This window comes from Verrucomicrobiia bacterium, from assembly GCA_036268055.1.
Taxonomy (GTDB): Bacteria; Verrucomicrobiota; Verrucomicrobiia; order Limisphaerales; family Pedosphaeraceae; genus DATAUW01.
Window position 1 is genome coordinate 89,901 of the sequence record DATAUW010000038.1, and the last position, 17,083, is coordinate 106,983.

A 17,083-nucleotide genomic window follows, 5' to 3' on the forward strand; every position below is an offset into this window, starting at 1 on the left:
GGGAAACACTCGCAGCTTAACTTATGCGCAGTAACCGTCGCGAATTCATCAAACGCTCCGCCGTCGCCACCGCTGGCACATGGCTGCTTGGAGTCCATTCCTCGTTTGGAAAAATCTCGCCCAACGAACGCCTGAATATCGGTGTCGTCGGAACAGCAGGTCGCGCCGCCGCAGACATCGCGGGCGTGAAGCAGGAAAATATCGTCGCCTTGTGCGACGTGGATTCTCTGTTGCTCGACAAGGCGCAGTTGAAATTTCCGTCCGCCGCGCGCTACACCGATTTTCGCAAAATGCTCGAGCGAAAAGACCTGGATGCCATCGTCGTCGGCACGCCCGACCACACGCACGCGGTTGCCACTGTCGCCGCTTTGCAAAGTGGCCGCCATGTTTATTGCGAGAAGCCCCTGACTCACACGATTTCCGAAACGCGCATCGTCGCAGCCGTCGCGCGCAAGACCGGCCTTGTCACGCAAATGGGCAATCAGATCCACGCGACCGAACACTATCGCCGCGTCGTCGAAATCGTAAAGAGCGGCGCGCTGGGGCCGATCCGCGAAGTTCATTGTTGGGCTGATTCTCCGTGGGAAGCGATGGATCGTCCCGCCGGCGAACCCGTTCCGCCCAACGTGGACTACGAACAATGGCTTGGCCCCATTAGCTACCGTCCCTATAGCCACGAATATTTGCCATTCAACTGGCGGCGTTGGTGGGCGTTTGGCGGAGGAACCCTTTCCGATTTCTGCTGCCACCTGACCGACTTGGCATTTTGGTCGCTCGATCTTAAAGCGCCGCTGACCATCGAAGCCGAAGGTCCGCCCGTCCATCCCGAATGCGCACCCGCGTGGTTAATTGTCCGCTACGAATACGCCGCGCGCGCCGCCGCGCCGCCGGTCAAACTGATTTGGTATTCGGGCGGCAAACGTCCGCCGCAGGAACTACCAAAGTGGGGCAACGGCGTTTTGTTCGTCGGCGATAAAGGCATGCTGCTGACGAATTACGATAAACATGTTTTGCTGCCCGAAAAAGATTTCGCTGGTTTTGTGCCGCCCCCGCCATCCATCGCGCCTTCTCTCGGCCACCACGCCGAGTGGATCAACGCGTGTAAAACCAACGGCCCAACCACATGTAATTTTCAATACGGCGCGTTGCTGACCGAGGCCGGTTTGCTTGGAAACGTCGCCTACCGCACCGGCAAGAAAATTATTTGGGATCCGAAGAAAATGCGCGCACAGAATTGTCCGGAAGCGGACCAGTTCATTCATCATGAATATCGTTCCGGCTGGAAAATCCGTGCGTGAGCCATAAATTTCTGCGGAGAAACCCGGCACATTTCGCGGTTCCGGCTGTCAAGTTCCAATCGCCCGGAACCTGCCTGCTTTTTCAATAAAACGGCAAGTGCCTCTGCTTCAACCACGAAGAGTTTCCAAATTATAGTTGACTGGTTAGTCTAGTATGCTATCTTTTCAACGTGAGTAGGAAATGGCGTATCAAAACAATGACGATGGAAGAAGTTTTAAACGAAACCTTGACCTGGCTGTCTAAATATCATCGGGCCATGCGAGGTGGCAACTCGAATGAATTGAATAGCGCAACGTCCAATGATGTACGGTGTTCAATAGATGCAAAATAGTTGACTAGTCGCTTTATAAACCTGAAGGCCTGGCAAGGTCGTAGAGCGGAAAATAATTTGCCGATCTGATTTTTAAAACCAACAACCAAAATGAAAGAAAACTTTGTGAAAAAAAGCCATACGAGGAAAATCAGAACTGGGGTCGCTACGCCGCGCCTCGCCGTCAAAGGCGGGCGCCGGCGATTTGCGCTGAAAAGCAAAGGGCCTGAGCAGACCGCTCAGATCATCGAATTGAAGGAACCGTCGGTGGCGATTGTCCCGCGCGATGAAGCGCAGCTTGCGGCCGATTACGAAAAGGCGCCTGAGCGCTTGCCGTATGATGGCAACACGGCGTTCAATTTATATCTGCGCGAAGTGGGCCAGACCAAGTTGCTCACGATTGAGGAGGAAAATCAGTTGGCCGCGCGCATCAAGAAGGGCGACAAAAAAGCCCGCGAATTGATGATCAAGGCAAATCTGCGTCTCGTCGTGAAAATCGCGCGTGAGTACGAAGATTATGGCATGCCGTTGCTCGACTTGATCAACGAAGGCAACATCGGCTTGATGAAAGCGGTCGAACGCTTTGATCCCACCAAAGGCGCCAAGCTTTCGACTTACAGCGCCTGGTGGATCAAGCAGGCCATCAAACGCGCCCTGGCGAATCAATCGAAGACCATTCGTTTGCCGGTTCACGTGGTGGACAAACTGTTCCACATGCGCCGCTCGGCGATGAAGCTTCAGGAAGTCCTCGGTCGCGAACCGACCGATGAAGAGCTTGGCGATGAACTTGGTTTCAGCGCGCAGAAAGTGGCGCAGTTGCGGACCGCGGCGATTCGCCCGGCCTCGCTCGAAGCGCCGCTCGGCGATGACGACACCAGCCGCATCTCGGATGTGGTGGCGGATGAATCCGCCGACACGCCGTACGAACAACTTGAGGACAAGACCAATACCTCGATGTTGCGCGAACTGGTCGCCACGCTGGAACAACGCGAAGCGGAAATTCTCCGCTATCGTTTCGGGCTCGACGGCGATGCGGAACGCACGCTGGAAGAAGTCGGCCAAAAATTTGGCGTGACGCGCGAACGCATTCGCCAGATCCAGAACACGGCTTTGGCCAAGCTGCGCAAGCAGATCGAGAAGCTCGAGACCGTGCGCGTCGCCGCCTGATTTGGCGCGAGCAAAAAGTTTTGCTATAGTTCCATCATGGAACAACGAAAACTTGGCAGTCAGGGGCTGATCGTTTCGGCGATCGGCCTCGGGTGCATGGGAATGTCGGATTTCTACGGCTCGCGCAATGATCAGGAATCCGAAACCACCATCGCCCGGGCATTGGAACTCGGCATCAATTTTCTCGACACAGCGGACATGTATGGTCCGTTCAAAAACGAGGAACTCGTCGGGCGCGCGATTCAAAATCATCGCAAACAAGTAATCCTCGCGACGAAATTCGGCATCGTCCGCAGCGCGACCGATCACAATGTTCGCGGCGTCAACGGCAAACCTGAATACGTCCGTAGCGCATGCGAAGCCAGCCTGCGCCGCCTGAACACCGACGCCATTGACCTTTACTATCAACACCGCGTTGATCCCAACACGCCAATTGAAGAAACCGTCGGCGCGATGGCGCAACTCGTGAAGGAAGGCAAAGTGCGTTACCTCGGCTTGTCCGAAGCAGGCGCGCAAACCATTCGCCGCGCCCATGCCGTGCATCCCATCACGGCGTTGCAGACCGAGTATTCACTGTGGACGCGCGATCCCGAGGACGAAATTCTCTCCGTGTGCCGCGAATTGGGAATTGGATTCGTTGCGTATAGCCCACTTGGCCGGGGCTTCCTGACTGGCGCGTTCAAAAAGCCGGACGATTTGACCACCGATGATTTCCGCCACAAGTCGCCGCGCTTTCAAGGCGAAAATTTTCAACGCAACGTGCATTGGGTGGCGCGCATCGAATCGCTCGCGAAAGAAAAAAATTGCACCGCGTCTCAACTCGCGCTCGCGTGGGTGCTCGCGCAAGGCAAAGACATCGTGCCCATCCCGGGAACAAAACGCCGCAGCTATCTCGAGGAAAATGTCGGCGCGCTCAAGCTTCAACTGACAGCATCCGACCTCGCGCACCTCAACGAAGCCGCGCCGCAAGGTGCCGCTGCCGGCATGCGCTATAACGAAACACAGATGGCCACCGTGAATCGGTGATTGCCGGTTGGCCAAAGCGTCTATTTTGTAGCGACCGTTTAACCTTCGGTTGTAAGTTGAAATTTTAACAGCGACCTGTCTTCATCAATCTATGAAAGCGATTCGCGTTCATCAGTTCGGCGGGCCTGAAGTTTTGCAATTCGAGGACGTTCCGGTTCCGCAACCATCTGCCGAACAAATTCTCGTTCGCATTTACGCCGCGGGCATCAATCCTGTGGATACCTATATTCGTAGCGGAAGTTACGCGGCGAAACCCACCCTGCCCTACACTCCCGGCAAAGACGCCGCGGGCATCGTGGACACCCTCGGCAAAGGCGTCAAAAATTTTAAACCCGGCGACCGCGTTTATCTCGCGGGCACGTTGACCGGTGCGTACGCGGAATACGCGCTCGCAGAATCTTCGCAAGTTCATCCCCTGCCGGAAAAAATTTCATTCACCCAGGGCGCGGCCGTCAACATTCCCTACGGCACGGCGTATCACGCATTGATTCAACGCGCGAAAGCAGTGGCGGGCGAGACCGTGCTGATTCACGGCGCGACCGGCGGAGTTGGTTTGGCTGCGGTGCAGATCGCGCGCGCGGCGGGATTGACGATCATCGGAACCGGCGGCACGGATGCGGGACGCGTTGTCGTGCTGGAGCAAGGCGCTCATCACGTGCTCGATCATCGCGCGCGCGGATATTTGCAACAGATTGAAGACCTCACCGGCGGGCACGGCGTGGATGTCATTGTGGAAATGCTTGCGAATATCAATCTTGGCAAAGACCTGACCGTGATCGCGCAAGGCGGACGCGTCGCTGTCGTCGGCAGCCGCGGTCCTGTCGAAATAAATCCGCGCGATGCCATGTCCCGCGACGCCGCCATTCTCGGCGTCATGTTTGGCAACGGCTCGGCCAAGGAACTCGCAGGAGTTTACGCCGCGCTCAATGCGGGATTGGAAAACGGGACATTGCGTCCGGTCGTTGGAAAAGAATTTCCACTGGCTGAAGCCGCCGCCGGCCATAAAGCCGTGATGGAACCGGGCGCGCTGGGAAAAATCGTATTGCGCGCGTGACGGTGATTACTGCGCGGGCACCTTCGTCAACACATGTCCCGGGACGCTGCAAGTGGGCGGCATGTTCACCGCATTGATTGAATAACTCCCGCCCGCCGGGCAAATGATCAGATTCATATTTGGCAAATAACTCGCCAGGTCCGCAGGCGTGGGAACATCCGTCGCAGCTTTTTTATTGTCCATCGCCCACTGCTGTTTGGCGCCGTCAATTTGACGGAGATTGGCGATGCACGCTTGCGTCGCTTGCATCTCCTGGTCGCGCGCGGCCTTTTCCGTCTGGCCGCGCAACGCCACATTTTCATTCGCCAATTTTTCCGAAAGCTGCTGTTGCGTTTGCTGGGCTTGTTCGCTTTTCTGTTGCACCGCGGCAAGCTGCGCCGTTAGTTGCTTGTTTTGATCGCGCAAACGATGAAGCTCACTGCGCATGGTAAGCATCTCCTCGTTTTCCTTGCGCAAACGAATCAACTCCTGCTTGTCACCCGCCGTCTTTTTCAATTCATCGCTGTCCGCGCGCAACTTGTCCATTTCCACCAGCTCGTCGGCCTGCTTCGCGAGGGTGACATCCTTCTCCTTGCTGGCGGAATACAAAACATAAACTCCACCCAGCAATACCACGATGATGACCCAGGGTAAAAAGGTTTTCATAACTTCGCCGGCGATTGAAAGTGGTGCGCGTGGCGGGAGTTGAACCCACAACCTGCGGCTTCGGAGGCCGTCACTCTATCCAATTGAGCTACACGCGCAGACATTGATGTCAGATTTTTCGCACCTTTTTTCAGCATAGGGCCGCAATAATTTTCGAGCAAGTAAAAGTCTGGAAGAAAGTTTCAAGTTTTCAGTTCAGGCGGTCTTGCTGAAAACTTGAAACTTGAAACTGAAAACTTCCCCTCATTCACCCGAGATGCGATATAAATCTGTCTTGGTTCGCAAGATCAAATCTTTTCCCGCGATCGCCGGACACGCCATAAAACCATCATTGAGGCGATTGGTCGCGAGCACTTCATAATTGCGCGCCGCCTTCAACACCGTTGCTACGCCATCTCGATTAAAACAATAGATGCGGCCATCCCCGTAAAGTAGGGACGAGTAATAATCTCCAGGCACGCGCTCCTGCCACAACACTTTGCCAGTCGCGCTTTCGACGCACGTCACGATGCCGCCCTCGTTGAGCATGAACAGCAAATCGCCCGCGAGCACGGGCGACACCATGTGCGGTGCGCCCTTCGTCATTCGCCAGATCACGCCCGTGTCGGTGACATCGCCACCACCTTCCGCGTGCGCGGCGAGCATTTCACCCTTGCCGTTTCCAGTCGCGATGAATACGACGCCATTTTTATACAATGGCCGCGACGCGCCGGAATGTCCGCTGTGGCGTATCTTCCAAATTTCCTTTCCCGTCGCCGGGTCATAGCAATACGCCGCCTTTGAGCCCAGGCTGAACATCACCGTCTTGCCATTCAATTTGACAAACAACGGCGTGGAAAAACCCTTGCGTAAATCGCCGCCGTTAACAGGTTTGCCATCCTGGTTCAAATCGTTCCATTGCGCGGTGCGATCGGTTTTCCAAATTGTTTTGCCAGTCTTCTTATCCAGCGCAATGAGATATTGCAGATCAATGCCATCGAGCGTGAGAATAAGCAGATTTTCAAAAATCACCGGCGACGACGCCGGACCGCGATAATGTCGGCAGGGAATATCGTCCCGTTTCCAAAGCACTTTAAAACTCTTCGTGTCCAGACAGGCGGTTCCGTAACTGCCGAAATGCACATAGACGCGACCTGGCTCGAGAATCGGCGAAGGAGATGCGTAACAATTCACGTCGTTGCCGAGTGGCTCGGGATTGTCGCTATGAAATAATTTTTGGTCGGACAAAATTTTCCCCGTGTCGGCATCCACGCAGACAGCATAAAAATCGTGCCCGTCTTCGGTCGCCGTGGTGAGCCAGATTTGTTTGCCGAGAATGACCGGCGTGGACCAGCCTCGGTCATGGATGGGCATCTTCCATTTAACGTGGCTCGTTTCGCTCCATTGCAATGGCAGGCCGAGCAAATTGGTGTTGCCGGGCGCGCAGGCATCGCCATCCTCCCACGGCCCGCGAAAGTCCGGCCAATCGGCGCGCGCGGCAAATGAGCCCAGAAAAATAAAGCAAATAAGAAGTGAACGGAGTTTGCTCATGGTTGGGAAAAAATAAGCGAGCCTAAGGAAATTGCACGCCATTTTTGTCGGCAACTAATGTGTCTGCTTTTCCCTTAAAGAAATTTCGGGCATATATTCGCCGATGAGTTTCCGGGTCCACCAGTTGCCGGTCGCGCGACGTTCCTGCGGCGTGGTGAAATGATAATCATAGACCAGCGCGCGAATATATCGCGGCGGCGTTACGGGAAACGGGTTGTGCTTGAATAGGCCGGTGACATCGCGCGAGCCTTGCAACAGGCGCAGGCAACAATTCGAGAACCAGCGGTTGTCATCGTAATTGCCGAGCGCGGCGAACCACATCTGCCAGTCAAGCCGTGGTTGCAGCGGCGCGACGAATCGCGGACGGCGTGCGGGATCGCCGGGTTTATATTTGAATTCGTACGGCAGCCAGGTTTGCCCATCACTACTGCCTTCGATCACGATTTCGCGCCGCTCTGTGGTCATCACCGCGAAGAGACCGTAAGTATTGATGCTCCGAAACGGGCTGAGCAACCCTTCCGCAACCGCTCCCGGCGGAAACCATATTTGTGTCTGCGTCAACATGCCGACGACCTGCGGCACTGTGATCACCAGCACCACCGCTAGGCAAATACCAGTCGCCCATCCCGGCCAGCGGCGCGCATTTGCCGGCGGAAGCGACGGCCCCGCCGGAACCACAATTTCCTGCAACGCTTTTCCATCCGGCGGCGATGTTTCACTCGCAGAAATTTTTCCAGCGCGCCAGCGTTTGGGCAGAAAGCGGCTGATGAACGCATCGTCCAAAAGTGCGATGCACAAAGCCATCGTCAGCAGATTGAAGAAGCAATAATTCCCCGTTAGAAAAATCGCGACCTGCAGCAAGATCAATATTCCACATCCAATAAACCGAAGACGGCGCGGCGCAAAAATCAGGAATGGAACCGCCAGTTCAATGACGAACATCAGGAACACCGAAGCCGTCTGAAACCAGCCGGGTAATTGATGCGCGTACCAACCGATCCACGTTGGCAGCGGTTGGGTTTCATAATGAAAACGCAGTGCACCCAGGTTTCGCCAGTTTGCGTCGTGGTTGATCAATTTGACCACGCCCGATTCAAACATCAACCGGAACAAAAGCCATCGCAGCAGCCATAAGATCGCCCGTGATGGCGGTGATGATTTTTTACGCGATGGAAAAATATGCAGCGGCGCGAAAAAGATCGCGAGCAAACCCGTTTCAAGCAATAGCGCATCCCATTGGAAACTCAGAAAATCTTCACCCACGCACATCAGCGAAAGATAAATCAGCCACGTCAAAAAAAGACACGCAGCCGGCGCCACATTGACGATCAGCAAAACTGAGATCGCCGCGCCGGCGATGCAAAGTCCTTCAAGAAATTTATCGCTCGCGCTGAACCAGCAAAGGGTCGGCAGGATCTGGTATCTTTCAAAGCCGATGTGCTCGCGATCCAGTTGCGCTTGCGCCGCGGTCATATATTTTTCGGCGGGCAGTATGCCGTTGCTGCCGATGAGACCGGTCACTTGCGTGCCGAGCGAAACAAATGCCGCGAGGTAAATCAGCCCCAGCAACCGGAGAAAAATCCAGCGCACGCGAGTGTATTCTGGCGAAGCGCCTTCGCGCCCCCAAAGCAGTCGCGTGAGTGAGGAAAAAAATTCGCGGCGGCGCGCGACGAATTTATAAAGCCCTTCCGTCACCGGCTTCACCCCGGCAACCCGGTCATAAAGAAAAAACGTCCATGCCCACCACCGGCTGTAAGTCAGTGAACGAAAAACCGCCTCCGCGCCGCTGTAGATTTTTCCGTCCGACTCTACGAATTGCACTGCCTCATTAAATTGCTCGCGCGGAATTTCGGGAAACGCCTCGGCGATGCGCGGGTCTTGCGAGGGCGCATATTCGACGCGCCCCTCGGTGGCGCGTTGCCAGCGAATGATCCAAAATTTGCAAAAGTTGCAATCGCCGTCGTAGATCATCAGCGGCATGACCGGCAGCGAATCAGTATCGGAAGCGACTGTCACAAAATTATCTTACACGAACGATTCGAGATTGGCGATTTACGATTTGCCGCAGCGCTATTCGCGATTTTTGGAATCAATCATGATGGTCACCGGGCCGTCGTTGGTAAGCGTGACTTGCATGTCGGCGCCAAATTTGCCGGTTTGAATGGGCTGGCCCAAATCGGCGGCCAACCGCGCGATGAATTGCTCATACAGCGGCACGGCAATCTCCGCCCGCGCGGACCGAATGTAAGATGGGCGGTTGCCTTTTTTTGTGCTCGCAAAAAGTGTGAATTGACTGATGAGCAGAATCCCGCCCTGCTTGTCCTGCACGGAAAGATTCATTAAACCGGCGTCGTCGGAAAAAATTCGCAGGCGCACAATTTTTCCACTGAGCCATTCAATGTCCTCGACCGTGTCCGCCTCTTCAATGGCGAGCAGCACCAGCAAACCATTCGCAATCGCGCCATGAATCTTTCCATCAATGACGACGCTGGCGCTCGAAACTCGTTGGATAACGGCACGCATCTGTGAAGGTTGGCGCAGTCGTGGTCATTTGAAAAGTCCTGACGTTGCCCGCAACGAAAAGATTTTTCAAAGAACAAGCGGACGTATTTACGAAGTCTTCTCCCTCGCCCGTTCCGTTAGAAACGGGAGAGGGAATAGATGCCCGCACCCTCAATTCCGCGCCGGCGATTCCGCGGGCACAATGTCCGTGAACATATTTTCCGTGTGCCGAACCACATGCAGCCGCGACTTGTTGCCGATGCGCGATTCCGTCAGTAATTTATGCAGCGCATCAATCGAAGCCACGGGTTGCCCGTCGAATTCGACGATCACATCGCCGACCTGCAAACCCGCCGCTTCCGCCGGACTCTTCGGCTCGACCGACACCACCAGCAAACCCGTTTCCACTGGCAAATTGTGGAACCGGATCACGCGCCGGTGAAGTTTCACATTCTGGCCGCCCACGCCAATATAGCTGCGCCGAATCTTGCCATCCTTCACGAGCCAGCCGGCGACATATTTCGCGGTGTCTATCGCAATCGCGAAGCAAATGCCTTGCGCCGGCAAAATCACCGCGCTATTCACGCCGATGACTTCGCCGCGCGAATTGACCAGCGGCCCGCCGGAATTTCCCGGGTTCAACGCCGCGTCCGTCTGGATGATGTCATCCATCAAGCGCCCCGAATTGGCGCGCAACGACCGTCCCAACGCGCTCACCACGCCCGCCGTCACGGTGTATTGAAAACCATACGGATTGCCAATCGCGATGGCCAGTTGTCCGACGCGCAAATCTTTCGACTCACCGAGTTTCGCGGCGGTCAAATTCGGCGCGTAGATACGCAGCACCGCAAGATCCGTCTCCGGGTCTTCGCCGATCAAATGGGCATCGGGCCGGCGGCCATCGTCGAGCGTGACTTCGATTTTACTCGCGCCGTGGACGACGTGGCTGTTCGTCAGCACCAAACCGTCCGGACTGATGATGAAACCCGAACCGCTGCCCGCGCGCACGTCACCGCGACCGGGCACATGCTTCATCACTTCGATATTGACGACGGCGTGGCTGACTTGTTCGGTCGCCTTAACGACTGCGCGCGAATAGGCATCGAGCAATTCATCGTCGCTGGAAACGGGCGTTGTGGTTTGGGACGAAATGAGCGGGTTATCGCTCACGTCGAGAATCGGCTGCGCGGCTCCCTGCTCCCAATCGGTGTGAAAATGTGTGTCGTTCATACTTCTCTTTCTAGTGGGCGCCTCCCGAAAGCCCCCAACTTTCTATCGCAAGATAATGGAGATTTCGCCGTCGTCAAATGAGGGCGACGATACTCATTTGAACCGCGGAGGCGCGGAGGGAATTTGACTTTATAAATCTCGTAAGCGAAATTGCTTCATCCAAGGTTCGCAAATTTTTTCGCATGAAAGACCTCACCTCGGCAAAAGCCATAAAATTCAAAGGAATTTTATTCCTCCTTCTCGGCCTGCTATCAGCGGCATTGTTGATTCTCGAAGCGCCCACGTTGAAAGTCACCGCGCTGCTGGCGCTCTCTGTTTGGTGCTTTTGCCGGTTCTACTACTGCGTGTTTTACGTCATCGAAAAATATGTGGATTCGCAATACCGCTTTTCTGGCTTGTGGTCGTTCCTCCTTTATTTGCTGGGCAAAAAGCCAAACACCTAACCCATCTCACTGAAAACCGGCTCGGCCGCAGTTTCACTACTATGCGCCGGCAGCTTGAGAAAACGCGCTAGATAAATGCACATGCACATGCAAGCGATGGAGATGATGCCGTTGATCGGAAAATTCGTCATCTCACCGTGCTGTCCCGTGCCAATGATTTTTCCAGTGAAATAAGCGGTGACTCCCATCGTGAATTGCTGCACCGAAGAATTGACGCTCATGAATCCTCCCCGGTAACGCGCCTCCACCGCCCCGGTCATCAGGGCCATCGCCGGGACCATGCGCCCGGACATGCAAACGAAAACCAGCGTCGAAACCGCAATCGCCACCACCAGCGAAACGCGCGGCAAATTCGTCACCAAAAGAATCGGCGCCGCCGTCGAACACGAAATGATCGTAAATACTCTGAGCTTCCCCCAATGATCCGCCAACCGCCCAATCCAGTTCATGCTGAATACCGTGCACAATCCGCCCACCAAATAAATCAACGGCAGTTGGTCCTCGGTCATTCCCACATTGGTGACCATGTAAGTCGGGATATAGGAAAAGATGCAGAACCCCGCGCACGTCAGCGCCGCCATGAATATATACGACTTCTGATGATCGGGATGCTTTATGACCGCCCAGATGCGCGCCACCGGATGTTCATCCGTCGCGTGCTTCAAGTGATCGCGCAACGGCGGCGTGACGATCACCGCGATCACCCACACGACCGCGCTCATCACCGCAATCGCATAAAAAGGCACATGCCAACTCGACCGCGCCGCCACATATAAACCGGCGGGCACACCCACGATGGACGACACCGAAAACGAAGACATCACCAATCCCATCGCGCGACCGCGCCGCGCCATCGGAATCACGTCGCCGACAATCGAGAGAATTACCGTTCCGCAAACGCCGCCAAACGCGCCCGCGAAAAACCGTGCCGCCACCAGCAGTTGATACGTCGGCGCCATCGCGCAAAAAAGCGTGCCGATGGTAAAACCGGCATACAGGAAAACCAGCGCGCTCTTCCGGTCAAAACGATCCAGGAAAAAACTCGCGACCAGCCCCGCGACTCCCGCGCTGATGCCATACGCGCCCACGATCAGTTGAAATTGTTCGATCGAGATATGGAAAACCTCCATATACTGCGGCCCGAGCGGAATGATGATCAGGAAATCGAGGATCGTGGTGAATTGAATGGCCGCGAGTGTCAGCAACAGGAATCGCTCCCGCGCTGGCGTCCAAACCACACCGCCCGTGTCCGCATTTATATTAGTCATGATGCTGCCAATCCGAGCCGGTGAGTCTAAGTTCACCCAAAATCATCGCAAGTCTGTTCCATCGAATGCTCTAAAGCGCAAATTCTTTATCAAATTAAAAATTTGCGGTCTTAATCGCACCCTTCCAAAAAAATATTTTCCCCGTTAAGCGAACTTATCCGAGCCTAAGCGAGCCAACGCGAATTTAAGCGGATCAAACGCGAGCCAATTTGAGCAAATAAGCGAACTTTCCCGGCCCATAGTGCTTCCTCCGGTCACTTCGCCTCCTCAAACCGCAAAATCCCTTGTCAAAGATCCGCCCCATTGAACCACACTTTGAAAACATCTCCAACCCTTCCATAGGTATCACCAGCAAAAAAATATCCTACCTACAGCAGGGCGAAGCCACCGTTCCGCCTTTCCCTTCCCCATTCCCATCCGTGGCCAAAAAAAAACGCTGCCCAATCGTCACAAAGTTTTTCACATTTTCTTTTTGTGAGACCCGCGCTAAAATGCCAAGATATTAAAAAATGAATGCCAATATTGAGGAAGCCTTATCGGGGATCGCGAACCAACTGCGTATTGATTCCATTGCGGCGACGACTGCGGCGGGCAGCGGACATCCCAGTTCCTGCTGCTCGGCGGCGGACATCGTGGCCGCGCTGTTCTTCGGCCACATGCGCTTCGATCCCAAAAATCCCCGCTACGCCAACAATGACCGTTTCATTCTTTCCAAAGGCCACGCCGCTCCCCTGCTCTACGCCGCCTGGGCGGAACTCGGCCTGTTCCCGCGCGAACATCTCCTCACTCTCCGCGAACTGAACAGCGATCTCGAAGGCCATCCGACTCCCCGGCTCGCGTTTGTGGATGTCGCCACTGGTTCGCTCGGCCAGGGTCTCGGCGTCGGCGTCGGCATGGCCCTTTGCGCACGCCTCGATAATCTCGATTATCGCACCTACGTTTTGATGGGCGATGGCGAATGCGCCGAAGGCTCCGTTTGGGAAGCCGCCTCGCTCGCGGGCGTCAATCAACTCAGCAATCTCGTCGCCATCGTGGATTGCAATCGCCTCGGCCAAAGCCAGGCCACCGCCTTCGGCCACGACGTGGAGGTTTATCGCAAGCGTTTTGAAGCCTTCAACTGGCGCACCGAAGTCATCAACGGCCATGACATGGAGGAAATTCTCGAAGTGCTAGGTGCCGCCGGCCTCGGCAAGCAGCCGCTCGCCATCATCGCCAAGACCAACAAAGGCCACGGCGTTGCCCTGATGGAAGACAAGGACGGCTGGCATGGCAAGGCGCTCTCCAAGGACGAAGCCGCCACCGCCATCGCCGAGTTGCAACCCAAGGCCAAGAGCGGTCTCGCGGAACCCATTCCCGCGCCCAGCGAACTTCCCCTGCCCGCCAACGCCGCGCCCGCGAGCTATCCGCCGACCACTTACAAGCTCGGCGAATCTGTCGCGACTCGCGAAGCCTTTGGCAACGCCCTCGCGCGCATCGGCGGCGTGGACGAACGCATCGTCGCGCTGGATGGTGACACTAAGAATTCAACCTTCTCGGACAAGTTTTTCAAAAAATTTCCTGCGCGTTTTACCGAGTGTTTCATCGCGGAACAAAACATGGTCGGCGTCGCCACCGGTTTCGCCACGCGCGGCAAGGTGCCGTTCGCCTCGACCTTCGCCTGCTTTCTCAGCCGCGCGTATGACCAGATCCGCATGGCGGGCATCTCGACCGCGAACGTCAAGCTCGCCGGTTCGCATGTCGGCGTGAGCATCGGCGAAGACGGCACCTCGCAAATGGCTCTCGAAGATATGGCCATGATGCGCGCCGTCATGGGCAGCGTCGTCCTCTATCCGAGCGATGCCGTGTGCGCCGAAAAACTTGTCGAGCAGATGGCCCTGCACAAGGGCGTGGCCTTCCTCCGCACCTCGCGCCCCAAGACCCCGGTCATCTACGACAACAACGAATCATTCCCCATCGGTGGCGCAAAAATCCGCAAGCAAGCCGCTGGCGATAAAGTCACCGTCATCGGCGCGGGCGTCACTTTGTTCGAAGCCTTGAAAGCCGCGGACACTTTGGCCAAGGAAGGCATCGGCATCACCGTCGTGGATGCCTACAGCATCAAGCCGCTCGGCAAGGACGTCATTCTCGCCGCCGCGCAAAAAACCAACAACCTCGTCCTCACCGTCGAAGACCACGCTCCCGAAGGCGGCTTGGGCGATGCCGTGGCTGGAGAATTGAGCACTGATGGCATCAAAGTCCACAAATTAGCCATTCGCGAACTGCCCCATTCCGGCAAGCCGGAAGAATTGATGGCCAAATACGGCATTGATGCCGCCGCCATCGTCAAAGCCGTCAAAAGTATGGCTTGATTTCAGGCCATTTAATGAGTTTCATCCAAGGCGCCTTCGGGCGCCTTTTTGTTTTGGCATTTGACGGCCCACGACAGGAGCAAAAAGGCCATTTTGGCATGTTTCAAGCTCACTTTTCGACGGATTATTATGTCGAGATTTTTGAGCATTCGTTTCAGCGCTTTGTGCGCGTTATTTTTCGCGTGGGCCGCCATCGCCTCGGCGCAGGCCCTTAAGTGCGATATCTGCGGCGACCCCATCACCGAAAATTACCACGTGATGGAAGACCTCACGACCTACGAAAAGAAAACCGTTTGCGTGTCGTGCTATAAATTGGAAAACCGCTGCTTCATTTGCGGATTGCCCGTGCGCGAAAATTTCCAGACCTTGCGCGATGGCCGCGTCATCTGCGAACGCGACGCCAAGGATATCGTCGCGTCCGAAGACGACGCCAAACAAATTTGCCAGCAGACGCGCGACGACCTCGACCGCCTGCTCTCGCGTTTTATCACGTTCCCCGACACCAATGTGATCCTCTCCATCGTGAATCGCTTTTATCTCGAAAATCTTTTCAAGTCCCCCGAGGAAGGCCAGGCGTGCGTGAGCATTTACGGCGCGACCACCAGCAACCGCCTTCCCGGCGATCGCGTCGTGCATTCGGTTTGCATTTTGAGCCACCTGCGCAAGCCGCGTCTTATGGCCGTCTGTGCTCACGAATTCACCCACGCCTGGATGGGCCAGAACGTCTCCCGTGGCCGCACCGCCGCGCTCGACAAGGACACGCTCGAGGCCTTCTGCGAACTCGTCGCCTACAAATACATGGAGAGCCGCGGCGAAACCCAGGAAATGGAATCCATCAAGCGCAATAAATATACGCGCGGGAAAATTGATGTGCTCATCGCCGCCGACGCCAATTTCGGCTTCAATTCCGTCGTGGATTGGATTAAGAGCGGTGATGACGAAAAACTCGAGATCGCCACCCTCGAACGCATCCGCGCCGTCAACGGCGCCTACGTTCCCGCCGCCCCCGCGCCGACCACCTCCGCCTTGCTAAGCTTCCCCGTCGCCCGTCCCACACCCGAACCCACCACCCTCGTGCTCAAGGGAATTTCCGGCATCGGCAAAGACCGCTTCGCCCTCATCAACAATACGACTTTTGAAACCATGGAAAAAGCGAAAGTCCGCATCGGCACCACCAACGTCACCGTCCGCTGCCTGGAAATCCGCAACGATTCCGTCACCATCCAGGTGGACGGCTCCCCCGAAAAAAAGCAACTCTTCCTCAAGTCCGAATAACCATCCTGGCCCTCCACGCCGCGCCCAATACTCAACACGCACGGGGGTGGCACTGCCGCTCCACCGCCCGAAGTCCCGCAAGAACGCCCAAACTTTCACATCCATTTTCCCCAGCACCCACACCTGCAAAGACTTCTTATTAACCCCCAACTTCAGTTGGGGGGAAACCTCAGCAAAAATCCCACTTCTATATCGAGCGAAGCGAGGCGAGCCCAGGCGAGCATCATCTTATCACCCGCGCGAGTCCACCCATCAAAAGTTTCCTCCAAGAATTTGCCGCATTGGATTCTTTATAACCGCGCGGACGACCGGCCTTAGGGCGGAGGTGCACCGCCTTCCTCCTTTTCGCCCTAAATCCAATCCCGATTGCAAAAACCCTCCGTCTGCGCCATAGTAGTTACAGATGGCATGACGGAGTCATCAAAATATTTGAAAGGCCAATTACTGCTGGACAGCGGACAGCTCAACGGCTCCTTTTTCCAACGCACCGTCGTCCTCATCTGCCAGCACAATGCCGAGGGCGCCTTCGGCCTCGTCCTAAATCGTTCCAGCGGAAATAAACTCGGCGAAATGCTCGTCGCCGACGTGCCCGAACTCCTCAAGGAACAACCCCTTTACCTCGGCGGCCCCGTTCAAGTCTCCGCCCTGAGCTTCCTGCACTCGGACAATTTCCTGCCCGATGCCAGCGTTCTGCCGAACCTCGAACTCGGCCATTCGCTCGAAACCCTCGTCGAACTCGGCGAATCTTTTTCCGCGACCAAAAAAGTGAAAATGTTCGCCGGTTACGCCGGCTGGAGTGCGGGCCAGCTAGAAGACGAAATGAAACGTAACGCCTGGCTCACGCATCCGGCATCGCTCGACCTCGTGTTCGACACCTCGCCCGAAAAACTCTGGCAAATGATCCTGCGCCAAAAAGGTTTGAAATATCGCCTCCTCGCCGACCTGCCCGAAGACGTCTCGCTGAACTGAAATCCGCCAACCGCCTC

The 17,083-nt window shown here is 55.8% G+C and carries 14 protein-coding genes and 1 tRNA gene; 8 read left to right on the forward strand and 7 right to left on the reverse strand.

Annotated elements, in window-relative coordinates; all coding sequences use genetic code 11:
- Window positions 1-23: 23 nt before the first annotated feature.
- The 4 genes from VH413_19575 to VH413_19590 all read left to right on the forward strand — a co-directional run bounded on the left by VH413_19575 (window position 24) and on the right by VH413_19590 (window position 4,856).
- Entirely contained in the window at window positions 24-1,298 is a 1,275-nt protein-coding gene (locus tag VH413_19575; protein HEX3800903.1) for a Gfo/Idh/MocA family oxidoreductase, read from the forward strand.
- Window positions 1,299-1,939: 641 nt separating this feature from the next.
- Window positions 1,940-2,776 (forward strand): sigma-70 family RNA polymerase sigma factor, encoded by an 837-nt coding sequence (locus VH413_19580; protein ID HEX3800904.1) that lies wholly within the window; start codon window positions 1,940-1,942, stop codon window positions 2,774-2,776.
- Between the two features lie 36 nt (window positions 2,777-2,812).
- On the forward strand, window positions 2,813-3,802 hold the full coding sequence (locus VH413_19585; protein ID HEX3800905.1) for an aldo/keto reductase: 990 nt from the start codon (window positions 2,813-2,815) through the stop codon (window positions 3,800-3,802).
- A gap of 91 nt (window positions 3,803-3,893) precedes the next feature.
- Window positions 3,894-4,856, forward strand: coding sequence for an NADPH:quinone reductase (locus tag VH413_19590; GenBank protein HEX3800906.1), 963 nt, complete (start codon window positions 3,894-3,896; stop codon window positions 4,854-4,856).
- Window positions 4,857-4,862: 6 nt separating this feature from the next.
- Here VH413_19590 and VH413_19595 read toward each other — a convergent pair whose 3' ends face one another.
- From VH413_19595 to VH413_19620, 6 genes are all read right to left on the reverse strand, one after another.
- Window positions 4,863-5,501: a hypothetical protein gene (locus tag VH413_19595; protein HEX3800907.1), complete on the reverse strand. Its 639-nt coding sequence runs from the start codon at window positions 5,499-5,501 to the stop codon at window positions 4,863-4,865.
- Window positions 5,502-5,522: 21 nt separating this feature from the next.
- Window positions 5,523-5,599 (reverse strand) — tRNA-Arg (locus VH413_19600).
- Window positions 5,600-5,744: 145 nt separating this feature from the next.
- On the reverse strand, window positions 5,745-7,031 hold the full coding sequence (locus tag VH413_19605; GenBank protein HEX3800908.1) for a PQQ-binding-like beta-propeller repeat protein: 1,287 nt from the start codon (window positions 7,029-7,031) through the stop codon (window positions 5,745-5,747).
- A gap of 54 nt (window positions 7,032-7,085) precedes the next feature.
- On the reverse strand, window positions 7,086-9,047 hold the full coding sequence (locus VH413_19610) for a lipase maturation factor family protein (protein HEX3800909.1): 1,962 nt from the start codon (window positions 9,045-9,047) through the stop codon (window positions 7,086-7,088).
- A 54-nt stretch (window positions 9,048-9,101) separates the two neighbouring features.
- Window positions 9,102-9,554 carry a D-aminoacyl-tRNA deacylase gene (gene dtd, locus VH413_19615; GenBank protein ID HEX3800910.1) on the reverse strand — a complete coding sequence of 151 codons (453 nt, stop codon included), beginning with the start codon at window positions 9,552-9,554 and terminating at the stop codon, window positions 9,102-9,104.
- A 150-nt stretch (window positions 9,555-9,704) separates the two neighbouring features.
- A complete protein-coding gene (locus VH413_19620; GenBank protein HEX3800911.1) occupies window positions 9,705-10,763 on the reverse strand; it encodes a trypsin-like peptidase domain-containing protein in 1,059 nt (352 codons plus the stop codon).
- 182 nt (window positions 10,764-10,945) lie between these two features.
- Between VH413_19620 and VH413_19625 the strand changes: the two genes are divergently transcribed.
- The gene (locus tag VH413_19625; GenBank protein ID HEX3800912.1) at window positions 10,946-11,206 is read left to right on the forward strand and encodes a hypothetical protein; all 261 of its coding nucleotides are present in this window, start codon (window positions 10,946-10,948) and stop codon (window positions 11,204-11,206) included.
- Here VH413_19625 and VH413_19630 read toward each other — a convergent pair.
- Window positions 11,203-12,474, reverse strand: coding sequence for an MFS transporter (locus VH413_19630; protein ID HEX3800913.1), 1,272 nt, complete (start codon window positions 12,472-12,474; stop codon window positions 11,203-11,205). The genes VH413_19625 and VH413_19630 overlap by 4 nt on opposite strands.
- Before the next feature lie 509 nt (window positions 12,475-12,983).
- Between VH413_19630 and VH413_19635 the strand changes: the two genes are divergently transcribed.
- From VH413_19635 to VH413_19645, 3 genes are all read left to right on the forward strand, one after another.
- Window positions 12,984-14,822, forward strand: coding sequence for a transketolase (locus VH413_19635; GenBank protein HEX3800914.1), 1,839 nt, complete (start codon window positions 12,984-12,986; stop codon window positions 14,820-14,822).
- A 129-nt stretch (window positions 14,823-14,951) separates the two neighbouring features.
- Window positions 14,952-16,097, forward strand: coding sequence for a protein DA1 (locus tag VH413_19640; GenBank protein ID HEX3800915.1), 1,146 nt, complete (start codon window positions 14,952-14,954; stop codon window positions 16,095-16,097).
- Window positions 16,098-16,505: 408 nt separating this feature from the next.
- On the forward strand, window positions 16,506-17,066 hold the full coding sequence (locus VH413_19645) for a YqgE/AlgH family protein (GenBank protein ID HEX3800916.1): 561 nt from the start codon (window positions 16,506-16,508) through the stop codon (window positions 17,064-17,066).
- Window positions 17,067-17,083: the final 17 nt, after the last annotated feature.

Bases quoted from the DNA above. Each gene is read 5' to 3' on its own strand.
- VH413_19575 (HEX3800903.1), top strand. From the start codon at position 24: ATGCGCAGTAACCGTCGCGAATTCATCAAACGCTCCGCCGTCGCCACC.
- VH413_19585 (HEX3800905.1), top strand. From the start codon at position 2,813: ATGGAACAACGAAAACTTGGCAGTCAGGGGCTGATCGTTTCGGCGATC.
- VH413_19590 (HEX3800906.1), top strand. From the start codon at position 3,894: ATGAAAGCGATTCGCGTTCATCAGTTCGGCGGGCCTGAAGTTTTGCAA.
- VH413_19595 (HEX3800907.1), bottom strand. From the start codon at position 5,501: ATGAAAACCTTTTTACCCTGGGTCATCATCGTGGTATTGCTGGGTGGA.
- VH413_19605 (HEX3800908.1), bottom strand. From the start codon at position 7,031: ATGAGCAAACTCCGTTCACTTCTTATTTGCTTTATTTTTCTGGGCTCA.
- dtd (HEX3800910.1), bottom strand. From the start codon at position 9,554: ATGCGTGCCGTTATCCAACGAGTTTCGAGCGCCAGCGTCGTCATTGAT.
- VH413_19620 (HEX3800911.1), bottom strand. From the start codon at position 10,763: ATGAACGACACACATTTTCACACCGATTGGGAGCAGGGAGCCGCGCAG.
- VH413_19625 (HEX3800912.1), top strand. From the start codon at position 10,946: ATGAAAGACCTCACCTCGGCAAAAGCCATAAAATTCAAAGGAATTTTA.
- VH413_19630 (HEX3800913.1), bottom strand. From the start codon at position 12,474: ATGACTAATATAAATGCGGACACGGGCGGTGTGGTTTGGACGCCAGCG.
- VH413_19635 (HEX3800914.1), top strand. From the start codon at position 12,984: ATGAATGCCAATATTGAGGAAGCCTTATCGGGGATCGCGAACCAACTG.
- VH413_19640 (HEX3800915.1), top strand. From the start codon at position 14,952: ATGTCGAGATTTTTGAGCATTCGTTTCAGCGCTTTGTGCGCGTTATTT.
- VH413_19645 (HEX3800916.1), top strand. From the start codon at position 16,506: ATGACGGAGTCATCAAAATATTTGAAAGGCCAATTACTGCTGGACAGC.